The 16293-nt window shown below is 66.9% G+C and carries 12 protein-coding genes; 9 read left to right on the top strand and 3 right to left on the bottom strand.

Going from position 1 to position 16293, the window contains the following annotated elements; translation table 11 throughout:
- Window positions 1-127: 127 nt before the first annotated feature.
- A complete protein-coding gene (locus ACX12D_RS22650) occupies window positions 128-1258 on the top strand; it encodes an IS110 family RNA-guided transposase (RefSeq protein ID WP_459371562.1) in 1131 nt (376 codons plus the stop codon).
- A 426-nt stretch (window positions 1259-1684) separates the two neighbouring features.
- Here the strand turns inward: ACX12D_RS22650 and ACX12D_RS22645 are convergent, their stop codons facing one another.
- Both ACX12D_RS22645 and gnd read right to left on the bottom strand, forming a co-directional pair.
- A complete protein-coding gene (locus ACX12D_RS22645) occupies window positions 1685-2647 on the bottom strand; it encodes a chemotaxis protein (protein ID WP_459375723.1) in 963 nt (320 codons plus the stop codon).
- A gap of 204 nt (window positions 2648-2851) precedes the next feature.
- Window positions 2852-3889 (bottom strand): phosphogluconate dehydrogenase (NAD(+)-dependent, decarboxylating), encoded by a 1038-nt coding sequence (gene gnd / locus ACX12D_RS22640; RefSeq protein ID WP_459375722.1) that lies wholly within the window; start codon window positions 3887-3889, stop codon window positions 2852-2854.
- Window positions 3890-4445: 556 nt separating this feature from the next.
- Here gnd and ACX12D_RS22635 point away from each other — a divergent pair.
- The 8 genes from ACX12D_RS22635 to ACX12D_RS22600 all read left to right on the top strand — a co-directional run bounded on the left by ACX12D_RS22635 (window position 4446) and on the right by ACX12D_RS22600 (window position 15935).
- Window positions 4446-5678: an MFS transporter gene (locus ACX12D_RS22635; protein ID WP_459375721.1), complete on the top strand. Its 1233-nt coding sequence runs from the start codon at window positions 4446-4448 to the stop codon at window positions 5676-5678.
- Between the two features lie 485 nt (window positions 5679-6163).
- Window positions 6164-6865, top strand: coding sequence for an MgtC/SapB family protein (locus ACX12D_RS22630; RefSeq protein WP_459376494.1), 702 nt, complete (start codon window positions 6164-6166; stop codon window positions 6863-6865).
- A gap of 27 nt (window positions 6866-6892) precedes the next feature.
- Window positions 6893-7249: a hypothetical protein gene (locus ACX12D_RS22625; protein ID WP_174424707.1), complete on the top strand. Its 357-nt coding sequence runs from the start codon at window positions 6893-6895 to the stop codon at window positions 7247-7249.
- 452 nt (window positions 7250-7701) lie between these two features.
- Complete coding sequence (locus ACX12D_RS22620) at window positions 7702-8868, top strand: efflux RND transporter periplasmic adaptor subunit (protein WP_459375720.1); 1167 nt, start codon at window positions 7702-7704, stop codon at window positions 8866-8868.
- Entirely contained in the window at window positions 8861-12001 is a 3141-nt protein-coding gene (locus ACX12D_RS22615; protein WP_459375719.1) for an efflux RND transporter permease subunit, read from the top strand. The genes ACX12D_RS22620 and ACX12D_RS22615 overlap by 8 nt, the downstream gene beginning before the upstream one ends.
- A gap of 10 nt (window positions 12002-12011) precedes the next feature.
- Window positions 12012-13388, top strand: coding sequence for a TolC family protein (locus tag ACX12D_RS22610; RefSeq protein WP_459375718.1), 1377 nt, complete (start codon window positions 12012-12014; stop codon window positions 13386-13388).
- 96 nt (window positions 13389-13484) lie between these two features.
- A complete protein-coding gene (locus tag ACX12D_RS22605) occupies window positions 13485-13883 on the top strand; it encodes a hypothetical protein (RefSeq protein WP_459375717.1) in 399 nt (132 codons plus the stop codon).
- A gap of 135 nt (window positions 13884-14018) precedes the next feature.
- Window positions 14019-15935 (top strand): sensor histidine kinase, encoded by a 1917-nt coding sequence (locus ACX12D_RS22600; protein WP_459375716.1) that lies wholly within the window; start codon window positions 14019-14021, stop codon window positions 15933-15935.
- Between the two features lie 61 nt (window positions 15936-15996).
- On the opposite strand, the gene ACX12D_RS22595 is transcribed toward ACX12D_RS22600, so the two are convergent.
- Complete coding sequence (locus ACX12D_RS22595) at window positions 15997-16281, bottom strand: YjfB family protein (protein ID WP_459375715.1); 285 nt, start codon at window positions 16279-16281, stop codon at window positions 15997-15999.
- Window positions 16282-16293 lie beyond the last annotated feature (12 nt).

Raw genomic sequence — 16293 nt, 5'->3', positions numbered from 1 at the left:
CAATATGACTCCCCTGGGGGCAAGAGGGCTGGCCCGCCGCGAGGAATCAAACGCGGGTTAGCATGACTGCCAGAGCCGCATGGTGTGGACAGTGCCACACCCGGCGATTTCCAGCGCGGAGGCCAGCATGGAACACGATAGCACTTTGTACGTGGGTCTTGACGTCCATAAGGACTCGATCACGGTCGCCTACGCACTCGGCGTGGGCGAGGTCGAACTGCTTGGCAAGATCGGTACCTCGAAGGCCGATATCGATCGCCTGTGCAAGCGCCTGCAGTCTAAAGCGAGCCGGATCCACATCGTCTACGAGGCAGGCCCTTGCGGCTATGGCCTTTACCGGCAGCTTGCAGGGAAGGGATTCGAGTGCATGGTGTGCGCGCCGTCGCTGATCCCGAAGAAACCTGGCGAGCGCGTCAAGACCGATCGGCGCGATGCGGTCAAGCTCGTGCGATCGCTGCGCGCCGGTGACCTCTCCGCCGTGTACGTGCCCAGCGTGGAGGACGAAGCATTCCGGGATCTGTCACGCGCGTGGGTCAGCGCCAAGGACGATCTGAAGCGCGCCCGGCAACGGCTGAAGGCCTTTCTGCTTTCACATGGGGTGCGCTACAGCGGCAGAGCCGACTGGGGACCGGCGCACCAGCGCTGGATCAGTACCTTTGCGTTCGACACCGTGTGGCAGCAACTTGCCTTTGACGAATATCGACGTGCCATCGAGGATCGGCTCGCGCAATGCAGCCGTCTCGAAGCGGCCTTGCGCGAGGCAGTGGTCAACTGGCGCTTCTATCCGGCCGTACTGGGCTTGCAGGCCATGCGTGGCGTGCAGTTCACCACGGCGGTGGGCATGCTCGCCGAATTGGGCGATCTCTCGCGCTTTGTCCATCCGCGCCAACTGATGGCCTGGCTCGGCGTGACGCCCGCAGAACACTCATCGGGGGGGAAACGGCGCCAAGGCAGCATCACCAAGAACGGCAATAGCTATGCAAGAAAGCTGCTAATCGAAGCCGCCTGGAGTTACCGGCACCCGGCACGTGTGAGCCCCGAGATTCAGCGCCGGCACGAAGGCATCCCGAAGGCCATCGTTGACCGGTCCTGGGACGCCCAGGTTCGACTGTGCCGGCGCTATCGGAGACTTGCCGCGCGCGGCAAGAACCCGAACATTGCGGTGGTTGCGGTGGCCCGCGAACTGAGCGGGTTCATCTGGGACATCAGCCGGCTCGCCATGTCGCTTGCCATACCGAACGCGGCGCAGACAACGTAACCCAGCGCCAAGGTATCAACCTATCTGCCACCTACTGTGGAGCCAGTTTCCTGAAGGGCGACGTAGCCCGGCACACGAGCAACCCGCGACCTAGCTAGGCAACGGATTTCATCCGACTTGCGGCCTTAGATGGCGGCAGGCTCATTGGGCGGACCTCTGTAATGCGGTAACCAACCCGCGGATATCAGCGTGATCCACCGTCGAGACTTACTGCTACGTCGCCCTCCAGGAAATTGGGGAACACCATGCAACTGTGAAACTGAATCAAACCAATCTCAATTGACACGGGGAGTCATATCAGCTAGGAGCCACTTGAAGCAAAGCCCTTGGTGTTGTCCAGCACGCAGGCGTAACGAGCGCCCGCCCTATCCCCCGGCCCCTCCCCCACAAGTGGGAGAGATGCAGAGCAAACCAAGAGACAAAGAATCAACGTGCCAGCACGCCCCGGATCGTATCCGCCAGGTCCTTCGCCAGGAACTTCGACACGTAAGCATCGGCCCCCACCTTGCGCACGTGGTCTTCGCTGGCCGTCCCGGACAACGAAGAGTGGATCACCACCGGGATCGACTTGAAGCGCGCGTCCGCCTTGATCTTGCGGGTTAGCGTGAAGCCGTCCATCTCGGGCATTTCCAGGTCGGTCAGCACCAGCGCGATCTCGTCCTGCACGGTGCGGCCGTTGGCGGCGGCGTGATCGGCGATCTCGCCCAGTTGCTGCCAGGCTTCCTGGCCGGTCTTGGTCATCAGCACCGGCACGCCCATGGCCTTGAGGCCTTGCTCGATCAGGCTGCGGGCAAAAGCGGAATCGTCGGCGGCCAGGATCTTGGTGCCGGGGCGCAGCGTCAGTTGCGGCCCGACCGTCTTGGGATCCACTTCCGGCTGGCGGGTCGGCAGCACGTCGCGCAGGATCTGCTCCACGTCCAGCACCTGGACCAGGCGCGGGTTCGCGGGATCGGCCTCGTTATGGAGCTTGGCGATGCTGGTCACCATATCGCCCCGGACGCTGGTCTCGGCCGAGACCACCTGGTTCCACTCCAGGCGCACGATTTCTTCCACGGCTTCCACGGCAAAGCCTTGCGTGGAGCGCGCGTATTCGGTCACCAGCAGGATGTTCAGGCCGGTGCGCGGCGTGCATCCCACCATCTTGGGCAGGTCGATCACAGGAATCACCTGGCCGCGGATATCGGCCATGCCGAGCATGGCCGGGCCGCCGCCGACCACGGTGGTGACCTGGGGCATTACCAGAATTTCGCGGACCTTGAAGACGTTGATGCCGAACAGTTCGCTCTGCGCGGACTGGTCCGACTCGCCCAGGCGGAACAACAGCAACTCGAACTGGTTGTTGTTGGTCAGGTTGGTCCGTTCGTCGATGTCTCTCATCGAGCTGCTCATACGCTTCCTTTGTCCCCGCAATGCGCGGGCTCGCTGCGCGGTGTTGATCGTTTCCCCGGGCCCGGCATCGCCGCGTGGCTCCAGCGGTGCTTGGCGCTGGAGCGGCGCGCTGCAATGACGGGCCACTGCACCGGCTAACGGCCAATCCTTGGGGAAATTTAGCGGCTATGCGGCAAAGGGCTGACGAATTCGCGCCTCACCCCGCTAAAGTGCGGAATCAGGCAGGCCGGCGGGGCGGCTGGCGTGCGCCACACTGGCCTGCCCGCCGCCGTGCTCTTCCACATGCCCGCCAAACCCAAAGCGCATGGCAGAGAGCAGCCGCTCGCCATAGGTGTGATCCTGCCGCGAGCGGAACCGCGCGAACAACGCGCTGGCCAGCACCGGCACCGGCACCGCCTGCTCGACAGCCGCGTCGATCGTCCAGCGCCCCTCCCCGCTGTCGGCGACTTCCCCGGAGAATCGCGAGAGCTGGACATCGCCGGCAAGCGCCTGCGCGGTGAGGTCGAGCAGCCACGAGGACACCACGCTGCCGCGCCGCCACACTTCGGCGATATCCGCCAGGTCGAGCTGGAAGCGCTCGGCCTCGGGCAGGCTTTCGGAGGCCTTGGTCTTGAGGATGTCGAAGCCCTCGGCATAGGCCTGCATCAGGCCGTACTCGATGCCGTTGTGGACCATCTTCACAAAGTGGCCCGCGCCCGCCGGCCCGGCGTGGATGTAGCCGCGCTCCGCGCGGTCATTCGCCGGGTTGCGCCCCGGCGTACGCGGTATGCCGCCATAGCCCGGCGCCAGCGTATCGAACAGCGGATCGAGCCGGCCGACGATCTCATGCTTGCCGCCGATCATCAGGCAGTAGCCGCGCTCCAGGCCCCAGACCCCGCCCGAGGTGCCCACGTCCACATAGTGCAACTGGCGCGCCGCCAGTTCGCCCGCGCGCCGGATATCGTCCTTGTAGAAGGTGTTGCCGCCGTCGATGATGACGTCGCCGGGCTCGAGCAGGTCCGCCAGCGCGGCGATCATCTGCTCGGTGGTGTCGCCTGCCGGCAACATGACCCAGATCGCGCGCGGGGCAGCCAGCTTGCCAACCAGCGCCTCGATGCTGGTGACGCCAACGGCACCGTCCGCCGCGAGGGCCTGCACCTTGTCGGCGCTGCGGTTGTACACCACCACCTCGTGCTGCGCGCGCAGCAGCCGCCTTGCGATGTTTGCGCCCATGCGCCCGAGCCCTATGATTCCGAGTTGCATATCCGGTCCTCTCACTGAGTCATTGGTGATGAAACTGGTGACGAAACTGGCGATAAAACTGGTGGAGAATCCTGCTGCTGCCACGAGGCATTGTCTACCTCTCCGAGCGCACTTGCACAGGCGTCGCCGCCCTTGTGAACGTGCCATTTAGCGCACTTCTGGCGCACTTCGGCCTGACCTGGCGCACGTTCGGCCGCACTCGATGATGCTAAATTCCGCAACCCGGATTTACACCAACTAAACAGCCGCTTAAAATTGCCCAGCCAGCAGCGGCGGACTTGCATACGACCGGGCGGCTCCGATTTCACCGGCCAGCTTCTGGGGACACAGGCCGGCTAACCGCCCCCTAGCCATGTCCCTGCTCATGCTGCCAGCCCTCCGTCCACGCCCCGCCGTATCGACCCGCCGCCTCGAGTAGCGCCCGCATCACACCTTCGCTACCCCGTTCGCATTCGCCCCAAGACCGCACTATCCCGCGCGCCCCAAGCATGGCGCGCCACGGTTCGTTGTCCGGGCTCTGCCCTTTCAGCGCCAAGACACTCGCCTTCGTATCGCCATGTCCGCAAACAGCACGACCCTCGCCGCCCCGGAATCCGGGGAGCACCAGCAAGGCAGCATCAACCGGCGCATCGTCGCCATCGTCTTCTTCAACTTCATCGCCTACCTGACGGTCGGCCTGCCGCTGGCGGTGGTGCCCGGCTTTGTCCACGGCGATCTCGGCTATGGCACGGTCGTGGCCGGTCTGGCGGTCAGCATCCAGTACCTGGCCACGCTGCTGAGCCGCGCCTACGCCGGCAACCTGTGCGACCTGCAAGGCCCCAAGAAATCCGTCACGCTCGGGCTCACGCTGGTTGCCGCCAGCGGGTTGCTGGCCGTGGTCTCCAGCCTGTTCGTGTCGATCGGCTGGCTTAGCCTGGCGTGGCTGTTCGCCGGCCGCCTGATGCTGGGCGCGGGCGAGAGCCTGGTGACCACCGGCACCATTGCCTGGGGCATCGGCGACGTGGGCGCCCGCCATACCGGCAAGGTGATCTCGTGGAATGGCATGACCACCTACGGTGCGCTGGCGCTGGGCGCGCCGGTTGGCGTGCTGCTGGATGCGCGCTGGGGCTTTGCCTCGCTGGGCATCGTCACCACCGTCATGGCCCTGGCCGCGTTCATGCTGGCCCGGCGCAAGGCAGCGGTGCCCACGGTAAAGGGCGCGCGCATGCCGTTTCGCACCGTGTTCCGCCATATGACGCCATTTGGCCTGTGCCTGGCGCTGGGCTCGGTGGGCTTTGGCGCCATCACGGCCTTTGTCACGCTGTACTACGCCAGCCACGGCTGGGACCATGCCGCGCTGGCGCTGACCAGCCTGGGCGTGAGCTTTGTGGTGGCGCGCCTGCTGCTGGCCGATAGCATCGGCCGCTTTGGCGGCTATCGGGTGGCGCTGTGCTCGTTTACCGTGGAAGCCGCCGGCCTGGCCCTGATCTGGCTTGCGCCAACGCCCGCGCAGGCGCTGATCGGCGCCGCCGTCACCGGCTTTGGCTTTGCCTTGGTGTTCCCGTCGCTGGGCATGGAGGCGGTCAAGCTGGTGCCCCAGAGCAACCGCGGCTCGGCGCTTGGCGCCTATGCGCTGTTCCTGGACCTGGCGCTGGGGCTGACCGGCCCGGTGGCCGGCGTGATCGCCGGTCATGCGGGCTATGGCTCGGTGTTCCTGTTCTCGGCCGTGGCGGCGCTGGGCGGGCTGGGCCTGAGCCAGGTGCTGGCGGCGCGGTCGCGGCGCGCTGCCGTACCGGCGCCGACGCACTGACTATCGCGACGCGCCAATCTCGCGGCACGCCAAATAAGGCCGCGAGACATTCCAATGCGATGCATTGATTCGGGAATTTTCTGATCTATTTTCATACTTGTCCGATTGATTTTCAGGCAATTCACACGCATTCCACCTTCAATATCGATGAATCGCAGGCATCGGCCGTTTTGTGCTTGACCCATTCAACTTGCGCCGCTACAGTACGCGGGTTCTTAATTCCAGGGCTACCCAGTGAGCACTTGTTCCGACGACAGTAGTCGATCCAGGATCGGCACCTCCGCCTGACGGGCCACGGTATCCCTAGCGACCGTGCCCCGCTTGCGGCACGGTGCTTCGAGGCCGGACGTCCTGTCCCGCCTCTCTTCTTGAATACGGCTTCATTCTTCTGATCGCGCCTGCGTTGCAGCACGCCGCTGCCTGCGCTTGTCCGCGATTTGCACAAGACTCACCGGTGCTTCCTGCTCAATTCGGGAGTTCTCATGGTGTGGCACGAATTTGCCCTGCGTTTGCTCGAAGCGCTGGCGCTGGGCGCTTGCATCGGTACCGAACGGCAACTGCGCCAGCGCATGGCGGGGCTGCGCACAAACGCGCTGGTCGCCGCCGGCGCGGCCTTGTTTGTTTCGGTTTCCGCCTTTACGTTTGACCCGCAGGGGCATGCGCGCATTGCCGCGCAGGTCGTCTCGGGCATTGGCTTTCTCGGCGCCGGCGTGATCATGCGCGACGGCCTGAACGTGCGCGGCCTGAATACCGCTGCCACGCTGTGGTGCTCCGCCGCCGTCGGCGTGCTCGCCGGCCTTGGCCATGCGCTGGAAGCCGCCATCGGCACCGCCTGCATCCTGTGCGCCAACTTTGGCCTGCGCATGCTGGGCCAGCGCATCAATCGCAACGGCGCGGCCACCGCGCCGGAAGTGGAGATGGTCTATCGCATCACCACGGTATGCACGGCCCAGGAAGAAATCCGCGTGCGCGGCTTGCTGCTGCATGCACTGACCGAAATGCCCGCCCTGCTGCTGCAGTCGCTGCACAGCGAGGACACCGCCGCCGGCGGGCACATAGAAGTCCGCGCCGATGTGCTGGCCGCGCCCGGCAATGAAGGCAAGCTGGAGCAGATCGTCAGCCGCATCAGCATGGAGAAGAGCGTTTCCCTCGTGCGCTGGGCCATTCCGGCCAGCGCGCTCGAATAACCCCAAGGAGAAGGAAAGGAGCTGGATATGCGTTTGTTCAACTGGATGCTCCCCCAGGCCCCCAACCGCCGCGCCGCCCAGGCGAGCCGCGGCACAGCCGCCCAGCTGTTCCAGGTGGTGCTGCTCTGCAAGGACGACTATGGCGCCCGGCTGGAGCAGCAGATCCGCCAGGAGCTGGCCGCGCGCGAACTCTCGCTGCAGCGCCTGCGCACCCGGCAGTGCGAGCGCCGCGAGCTGGTCGAGATGCGTGTGCTGGTGCATTGCCAGCCGGGCGGCAGGCCCGGCATGGTCAAGCTGGTGCAGCGCCTTGGCCTGGAGCCGCTGGTTCGCGCCGTGCGCTGGGAAACCGTGCCGCAGCCCGAGCGCGCGTTAGCCGCGGCCTGAGCGCAAGGCCCGCCCGCCAAGATCCACCCTGATTGCCTGAGGAAAGACATGGACCCAGACCCTTCTAGTAGGCAGCGCCGAAGGCACGGCGCGTTCCAGCTGGCCTGACTCCGCTTCCGGCATCCTGCCGGAGCCGCGGCACCGGCTACCTGGACCCGCCAGGCTCCCATTGCGTTTCGCGCCGTCCCGGCCGCGTGCGCGCCGGACCCGCCCCGCCTTCCGCGCCGCCTCCCCCCCGTTAGCAAAGCGGGCGCTTTCGCCCATCACCGGTTACCTGCGTGGATTTGCCACCCCGCAGCGCCGGGGATGCGTCACGCCCGTCGAATCCTGTCGTCCGTGGATCCCGACCCTGTGATTTCGCTTTGCGATTCCACCGACGACGCACCGGCAACAAGCGGTGCCCCTGTCCTGGCTGCCGCCACGGCAAGTGCACCGACCGAGGAGAAAAATCCATGCAAACGCCCATCACCCGCCAATGCTTGCCGCTGCGCCGGCAGCCAGGCCTTGCGCTCGCCGCCGTCTGCGCGGCATGTCTCGCGCTGGCCGGCTGCGATGGCGCCAGCCTGTCTGGCGCCATCGCCAACACGCCCAAGCACAGTACCGAACCGGTGCGCGAGGGCAACTTCATCACGGTGCCCGAGGCATCGCCATTGCGCACCCAGTTGCAGGTGCAGACCCTCGTCGAGCAAGCGCTGGAGCGCCCCATCGAGGTACCGGGCTCGATCGAGCCCGATGCCGCCAAGCTGGTCAAGATCGTGCCGCCGATGCCCGGGCGCATCGTTCGCCTGCACGCTGCCCTGGGCGACGTCGTGCGCAAGGGCGACCCGCTCTTCACGCTGGATTCCGCCGAGCTGAGCGCGGCACAGGGTGAGGCCAGCAAAGCGCGCGCGGCGCTCCTCGAAGCCAAGCTGAACCTGGACCGCCAACGCACCTTGTTCGAAGCGGAAATCGCGGCACGCAAGGATTATGAACAAGCCCAGCTGGCCTACGCGCAAGCCAATAGCGACGCCGTGACCACCGCCGCCCAGCTCGCGCAGCTTGGCGCCGGCACCGCGCCGCAATCGCACCGCCAGTACACCATGTACGCGCCGCTGGCCGGCCGGGTGATCGAGCTCGAAGGCGCGCAGGGCGGCTTCTGGAACGACAACGGCGCGCCGGTCATGACGGTGGCCGACCTGTCCACGGTCTACCTCGCGGCCAGCGTGTCGGAGAAAGACATCGCCTCGATCTTCGTCGGCCAGCCCGCCGAGATCCTGCTCAACGCCTACCCCGGCAAGCCCGTGACCGGCAAGGTCCGCTACATCGGCGAGATCCTCGACCCCGACACCCGCACCGTCAAGGTTCGCGTGGCCATCGACAACGCGGACGGACGCTATCGCCCCGGCCTCTTCGCCAAGGTGACCTTCGCGGGAGAAAAGCACGCGGCACTGCTGGTGCCGCCCACCGCGCTGCTGCAAAGCGGGCTCTACACGCGCGTGCTGGTGGAGAAGGCCCCGCTGCGCTTCGAGCCGCGCGTGGTCACCACGGGCGCGCATGCCGACGGGCAAGTCGAGATCCTCGCCGGGCTCAAGGCCGGCGAACGCATCGTCGTGAAGAACGGAGTGCTGCTACATGATTGACCGCCTCGTCACCCTATGCTTCAACCGGCGCGCCATCGTCTGGCTGGTCTTTGCGCTGGTGGCGCTGTATGGCGCCTACAGCTGGAAGCAACTGCCCGTGGAAGCCTATCCGGACATTGCCGACGTTACGTCGCAGATCGTGACCCAGGTGCCAGGCCTCGGCGCGGAGGAAATCGAGCAGCAGATCACCATTCCGCTGGAGCGCGCGCTGCTGGCCACGCCCGGCATGCATGTGCTGCGCACCCGCAGCCTGTTCGCGCTGTCGCTGATCACCGTGGTCTTCGAGGATGGCACCGACGGCTACTGGGCGCGCCAGCGCCTGCAGGAACGCCTGAACGAGGTCGACCTGCCCTACGGCGCCAAGCCGGGGCTGGACCCGTACACCTCGCCTACCGGGGAGTTCTACCGCTACACGCTGGAGTCCACGACGCGCGACCTGCGCGAGCTATCCGAGCTGCAGACCTGGACCGTGATCCCGCGCCTGAAGAAGGTGCGCGGCGTGGTCGACGTCACCAATTTCGGCGGGCTCACCACGCAGTTCATGCTGGAACTCGACCCGGCGCGGCTGACGCAGTACAACTTGACGCTGACGCAGGTCACCGAGGCGCTCAACGCCAACAACGTCAATGCAGGCGGCAGCGTCATCGACCGCGGCGAACAATCGTACGTGGTGCGTGGCGTGGGCCTGCTGCGCTCGCTCGACGACATGGGCAACGTGGTGGTCACGAGCAAGGACGGCACCCCCGTGCTGGTCAAGGACCTCGGCACGCTGCGCTACGGCAACGTGGAGCGGCGCGGCATCCTGGGCAAGGACGACAACCCGGACACGATCTCCGGCATCACGCTGCTGCTCAAGGATTTCAACGCATCGGAAGCGCTTGAGGGCGTGCACGAGGCGGTGCGGGACCTGAACGACAACCTGCTGCCCAAGGACGTGAAGGTGGTCGCCTACCTCGACCGCACCTCGCTGATCGACGCCACCATGCGCACGGTAGGTTTCACGCTGACCGAAGGCATGCTGCTGGTGGGCATCGTGCTGCTGCTGTTCCTGGGCAGCCCGCGCGCGGCGCTGATCGTGGCGCTGACGATTCCGCTCTCGCTGCTGATCGCCTTTGTCTTCATGTATCACCTGCGCATCCCGGCCAACCTGCTGAGCCTGGGCGCGATCGACTTCGGCATCCTGGTGGATGGCGCGGTGGTGCTGGTGGAGAACATCCTGCGCCGGCGCGAGCAGGACAAGGACCGCGCGCTCACCCCGCGCGACGCCATCGAGGCCACCTTGCAGGTGGCGCGTCCGATGTTCTTCGGCATGCTGGTGATCGTTGCGGCCTACCTGCCCTTGTTCTCCTTCGAGCGCATCGAGTACAAGCTGTTCTCGCCGATGGCGTTCGCCGTTGGCGCGGCATTGATCGGCGCCTTGATCGTTGCGCTGGCGCTGGTGCCGGGGCTAGCCTGGATTGCCATGCGCAAGCCGCGCCGCGTGTTTCACAATCCTGTGCTGGACTGGCTGGGCGTGCGCTACCGCGCGGCGCTGGAGCGCGGCATTGGCCGCATCCGCTGGGTGGCCGCCAGCTGCGCGCTGGCGCTCGCCTGCGTGCTGGCGCTTGGCGCCACCATCGGGCGCGACTTCCTGCCGTACCTGGATGAAGGCTCGCTGTGGCTGCAGGTGCAGATGCCGCCCGGCATCACCCTGGAGCGCGCCTCCGACATGGCCAGCGAGCTGCGCCGGGTAACCCGCGAGTTCCCGGAAGTCTCCTACGTGGTGACGCAGACCGGCCGCAACGACGACGGCACCGACTACTGGACGCCCTCGCATATCGAGGCCAGCGTCGGCCTGCATCCGTACAAGTCGTGGGCCTCGGGCATGACCAAGCAGCAGCTGATCGACAAGCTGGCGGCGCGCTACGCGCAGATGCCGGGCTACTCGGTCGGCTTCATGCAGCCGATGATCGACGGGGTGCAGGACAAGCTCTCCGGCGCGCATAGCGACCTGGTGGTCAAGGTGTTCGGCGACGACCTGCGCGACGTGCGCCGCATTGCCGGTGAAGTCGCCACCACGCTGCGCGGCGTGCCCGGCGCGGCGGATGTGGCAATCGACGTGGAGCCTCCGCTGCCCAACCTGAAGATCGACCTGGACCGCGCCGCCGCCGCGCGCTACGGCATCAACGCGGCCGACGTGGCCGAGCTGATCTCCACCGGCATCGGTGGATCGCCGGTGGGCCAGCTCTATGTGGGTGAAAAGAGCTACGACATGACGGTGCGCTTCCCGCCGGCCATGCGTGCCAGCACGTCTGCCGTGGGCGACCTGATGCTGACCGCCGCCGATGGCGCCAAGGTGCCGCTGGCGCAAGTCGCTCGCATCACCACCGTGTCCGGCGAAAGCGTGATCGTGCGCGAGATGGCGCGCCGCCACATCATCGTGCGCCTGAACGTGCGCGACCGCGATCTGTCCGGCTTCCTCAAGGAGGCCCAGCCCGCCATCGAGCGCGCCGTGTCCTACGACCACAAGCGCATCCAGATCGAATGGGGCGGTCAGTTCGAGAACCTGGAACGTGCGCAGGCGCGCCTCGCCATCATCCTGCCGATGACGCTGGCGCTGATGTTCGTGCTGCTCTTTGCCGAATTCCGCAACCTGCGCCAGCCGGCGCTGGTGCTGCTGGCGGTGCCCTTGGCCACCATCGGCGGCCTGGCAGCGCTGCATCTGCGCGGCATGACGCTGAACGTATCCAGCGCGGTGGGCTTTATCGCCCTGTTTGGCGTAGCCGTGCTCAACGGCGTGCTGATGATCTCGCAGATCAACCGGCTGCGCGCGCAGAACGGCTTGAGCCTGCGCGAAGCGGTGATCGAAGGCGCGGCAAGCCGCATGCGTCCGGTGCTGATGACCGCCACCGTGGCCGCCATCGGGCTTACGCCCGCGATGCTGGCGCGAGGCCTCGGCAGCGATGTGCAGCGGCCCTTGGCCACGGTGGTGGTAGGCGGCCTCTTTACCGCCACCTTGCTGACCCTGCTGTTGCTGCCCGCCCTTTACTACCTGGTCGAAGCCCGCGCCGAGCGCGCGGCGCAAGCTGCCGGGGAATCGGAAATCGATGCCGAAGGCAACGCACCGGCGACCAGCGCCGCCGGCCAGGCCTGAGGAGAATCCCATGCAAATCAAAGACAAGAACTTGCCAGCGGCACCCGCCCTGCGCCACCTCTTCCTGGCAACGGCGATGCTGGCGGCATCCGCATCCTGGGCGCAGGACGCGCCCGCCGCCGCCGCCACGGCCACGGCCACGGCCACGGCCCGCGCCCCGGTCCGCTTCGCCTCCTATCTCGACACGGTGGAGCGGCAGAACATCGGCCTGTCCGCGCAGCAGGAAACCATCCGCGGCGCCCAAGCCGAGATCTCGATCGCCGGCGTGCGCCCGGACCCGGTGCTCAAGTACGGCCGTGGCAACATCGAGACCAGCCGCGCGGTGTCGCCCAAGCCGCCGCGCACGCATGAGTTCGAAATCGAGATCCCCATCGAGCTGGGCGGCAAGCGCAGCGCGCGCATCCGCGCCGCCGAGAGCAACCTGCGACTGACCGAGGCGAACCTGCAGGGCTTCAAGCACACGCTGTACCAGGAATCCGCCACCGCCTTTGTCGAGGCCTGCCGCAGCCGCGAGGCCCTGGTCCGGCAGGAATCGACGCTGTCCGCTCTGTCCAATGTGGTGCGTGCCAACGAGATCCGCCGCAAGGCCGGCGACATCGGCGGCCTGGAGCTGTCGCAGTCACGGGTCGAGCGCGACCGCTTCACCGCGGAGGTGAAATCGGCGCGCGCCGCCGCGCAGGCCGCCATGCAAAAGCTGTCCATCCAGCTTGGCGTGCGCGTGGCCGAGGCCTTCGGCAACGCGCCGCTGGCTTGCGAGTTCCAGCCCTACGATCCCGGCACCGACAGCGGCGCGCTGATCGCCCAGGCGATGGAAGCGCGCGACGAGGTCCGGATCGCCCGCGCCACGCTGGAGAATGCCCGCGACAAATCGGGACTGGCGCGCGCCAACCGCTGGGTGGATCCCAGCGTGAGCTTCGCGATGACCATGACCCCCGGCGTGCGCGGCACCACGGACGACGAGGGCCAGCCCAGCGGCGACGCCACGGCGCGCTCGCGCATGCTGGGCGTGTCGGTGTCGATTCCCCTGCCCTTGTCGCGGCTGCAGCGCGGCGAGCTGATCCAGGCGGAGTCGGAAGTCACGCAGGCCATGCTGGCCCTGCGCGAGGCCGAGCTGAAAACCGAGGTCGACGTGCGCAATGCGCTCACCGCGTTCCAGGCCGCGCAGGACAACCTGCAGCGCTACCGCGACTCGGTGATCGCCGATGCCGACCGGGTGCTGGACGGCATGCGCCAGTCGTACCGTCACGGCTCGGCCTCCTTGCTGGAACTGCTCGATGCGCAACGCACCGCGGACGAGACCTACCTCGACTACCTCCAGGCCCAGGCGGACCTGGCGGGCGCCACGGTGGAACTGCAGCTTTCCACCGGCTTGCGGCCCGCGCTTTGAAGGCCCGGTGCGCCCGGCCACGGCCGGGCGCACCAGACGCTTCGATTGCTTCGATTGCTTCGATTGCCTCGCATCAAAAGTCAAAGGAGAGCTGCCATGAAAGCCGTCAACCTTGCGCCGCCCGTCCAGCGGTGGCGCCTGTATCGCCTGAGCGTGATCGCGCGGCTGGACGATGTGCCCGACGTGCGCGTGGCCATGCGCTGCGCCACCAGCGACTGCGGCCAGTACCCGGCCAACGAGCGGCAGATGCCGCTCGGCCTGCCTCCAATCAAGTGCATGCTGAGCTTTGAGATCCGTATGCCGCAAATGCGGGCCGGGCAGTTGCTGGTCGCGCTTGAACGTGCCCTGGTCTCCGTGCCCATCATCCTGCTGCGCCTGGAGGTCATGGGCAACCATGCCGAGGCGGCGCACGCCGGACGCCTGAAACGGGTGCCTTCACCCGCTGGCGGCGCCAGCTCCAGGCCCGCCGCGAGCGCGCCGGCCGCGGTGGGGTGAAGCCCGGCCCATCCCGCGCGAAGGCGCGGCGATGGGCCGCGCAACCGGCACGATTGACCGGACTCCGGCGCAAAGCTACGATGGGCGCGGCGGGACCATCATCCCGCACCCTTGCGCCAAGCCCCAGACCAGCTCATGGTGATACCCCACGCGGCGGCAAGCGCCCCCGCCACGCCGGCTACCGCCCCCTTGCGGATGGCGCGCATCCTGTTGCCCCAACCCCTGCTCACCGCAAAGCCGCTGCTAGCGCTTGTGCTCTGGTTGCTGCTCGCCTTGCCCGGCACATCGCCGCTTGCCGCCGGGCAGCTGCAAATCCTTGGCGAGGCCGCCATGATCACCGGCGACGGCACACCGGCCACCGTCAGGCTGCCTTACTACTGGGACCGGTCCCGTCCCGGCCAGACCGGCGGCGCGCGATTTCTCCTGCGCTTCCCGGATTTGCCAGGCCGCCAGGGCATGGCCGCGCTGTATATCGAGCGGGCCGCCAATAGCTATGAAGTGCGCCTCAACGGCAGCAGCCTCGCCCACGCGGGCAGCCTGTCGGCCCCGGCGTCCTATGCCGGCCAGCAGCCATTGCTGATCCCGGTGCCGGCTGACCTGCTGCGCCCGGAGAACGAACTGATTGTCACGATCGCTGCCAGCGCCAGCTCGCGCGGCGGCCTGTCACGCGTGGAGTTCGGTGCCCCGGCACTGGTGGAGGCCCACTACCAGCGGGCGCTCTGGTTCAAGGTCATCGGCCCGATAGTCATCGCGGCGGCCAGTGTGCTGCTGGCTTGCCTGGCGGCGCTGGTGTGGTGGCGCCAGCGGGATCCCCTGTTCGGGTTATATGCCATCGCCGAGCTTGGCTGGTCTTTCGGGCTGGCCGAGTACTTCGTTTCCGACGACGCCGGCGCGCCCGATGCGTGGCTCGCGGTGGTGCTGGCCGGGCGGGCGGTCTTCATGTACGCGACCGCCAGGTTCGCCATCCTTGTGACCGGCCTGGAGGCGCGCTGGCTGCGCCGCGTGCTGCTGCTCTACCTGAGCGTCAAGCTTCCGCTGATCGCGCTGATGGTGGCGGCCCACAGCACCCGCGCCATGGTGGTGGCCAATGTGGTCGTCAATGTTGCGATGGCACTGTCGATCGTGGCCGTGCTGGTCCGCGCCGCCGTGACGCGCCCGGAGCGTGAGCGCACGGCGATTGCCGCCGCCCTTGGCCTCACCCTGCTCATCTCGATGCTGGATTTGATCCATGTCTGGTGGATCGGGGATGACTACTGGGACTCCTCCGTCACCCGCTACGTGTCGCTGATTTTCAGCCTGACCATGGGCTGGCTGCTGGTCGACCGCTACACGCGCGCCACACGCATGCTGGCTGCCCTGAACCAGAAGCTGGACAGCGCGGTCTCGCGCAAGGAGCAGGAACTGCATGCGCTGTACCGCCACTCCCGCGAGATGGAGCGCGAGCAGGCCACCCTGCAGGAGCGCGGCAGGATCATGCGCGATATCCATGACGGGCTTGGCAGCCAGCTGGTGGGCATGCTCTCCATGCTGCGCTCCGGCAGCCCATCCACGCACACGTTGCAGCAACAGCTGCAGCATGCGCTGGATGCCCTGAAACTATCCGTCGATGCGTTGCAGGACACCGGCGGCGACCTGGCCACCGTACTTGGCAACCTGCGCTACCGGCTTGGCCCGCGGCTGGAGGCGGCGGGATTGCGGGTGGACTGGCAGGTGGCGCGACTGCCGGCGCTGCACGACCTGACGCCGCAGCGGGTGCGTGAGCTGCACTACCTGTTGCTGGAAGTATTTTCCAATGCCATGCAGCATGCCGGCGGCAGCGCGATCCGGGTCTCGGCGCGCCATGATGCCGGCCAGCAAGCCCTGGTCGTCGAGATCCACGACAATGGCCGCGGCTTTACGCCCGAGGCTGCCGCGCACGGACGGGGATTGGGCAATATGCGCCAGCGCGCCGAAGCCATCGGGGCGGCGCTGGACCTGTGCTCTTCGGCGCAAGGGACGACCGTGCGGCTGGCGTTCGCGCTGGCGCCGCAGCCACCCGGCTCCGCCGATTAGCCCCCCGCACCCGTTCGATGTCAACCCGGGCGCGGGCAGCTCCGTTACCGGATTACCGGAATCAGACCTTGACGTCGATGGTCTGGCCAAGGTGAGGCGGATTGCTGGCCGGAACGCTGACTTGCGGCATCGAGCCCAGCAGGGTTGCCACGCTCTGAGCCTGCAGGTCCAGCGACTTGCGCAGCATCATGGTGGGCACCGGATCGCCGCCCGAGTTGCTAGCGGCGCTGACGAGGGAAATATCCATTGAATGGTCTTCCAGGTTGAAATTGAGGTTGAGATTGAAGCTACCGTTGAAGCTGCGGCTGAAGCTACGATTGGCATTGAAGCCAGCGGGAAGGCGCACCTCCCAGCATCC

This window comes from Cupriavidus sp. PET2-C1 (assembly GCF_054515855.1).
This window is presented reverse-complemented; position numbering and strand designations above follow the sequence as displayed.

What these genes read in the sequence shown, in the direction of transcription:
- ACX12D_RS22605 (WP_459375717.1), top strand. Translation starts at nt 13,485, where the DNA reads ATGAAAGCCGTCAACCTTGCGCCGCCCGTCCAGCGGTGGCGCCTGTAT.
- gnd (WP_459375722.1), bottom strand. Translation starts at nt 3,889, where the DNA reads ATGCAACTCGGAATCATAGGGCTCGGGCGCATGGGCGCAAACATCGCA.
- ACX12D_RS22620 (WP_459375720.1), top strand. Translation starts at nt 7,702, where the DNA reads ATGCAAACGCCCATCACCCGCCAATGCTTGCCGCTGCGCCGGCAGCCA.
- ACX12D_RS22610 (WP_459375718.1), top strand. Translation starts at nt 12,012, where the DNA reads ATGCAAATCAAAGACAAGAACTTGCCAGCGGCACCCGCCCTGCGCCAC.
- ACX12D_RS22650 (WP_459371562.1), top strand. Translation starts at nt 128, where the DNA reads ATGGAACACGATAGCACTTTGTACGTGGGTCTTGACGTCCATAAGGAC.
- ACX12D_RS22615 (WP_459375719.1), top strand. Translation starts at nt 8,861, where the DNA reads ATGATTGACCGCCTCGTCACCCTATGCTTCAACCGGCGCGCCATCGTC.
- ACX12D_RS22625 (WP_174424707.1), top strand. Translation starts at nt 6,893, where the DNA reads ATGCGTTTGTTCAACTGGATGCTCCCCCAGGCCCCCAACCGCCGCGCC.
- ACX12D_RS22600 (WP_459375716.1), top strand. Translation starts at nt 14,019, where the DNA reads ATGGTGATACCCCACGCGGCGGCAAGCGCCCCCGCCACGCCGGCTACC.
- ACX12D_RS22635 (WP_459375721.1), top strand. Translation starts at nt 4,446, where the DNA reads ATGTCCGCAAACAGCACGACCCTCGCCGCCCCGGAATCCGGGGAGCAC.
- ACX12D_RS22645 (WP_459375723.1), bottom strand. Translation starts at nt 2,647, where the DNA reads ATGAGCAGCTCGATGAGAGACATCGACGAACGGACCAACCTGACCAAC.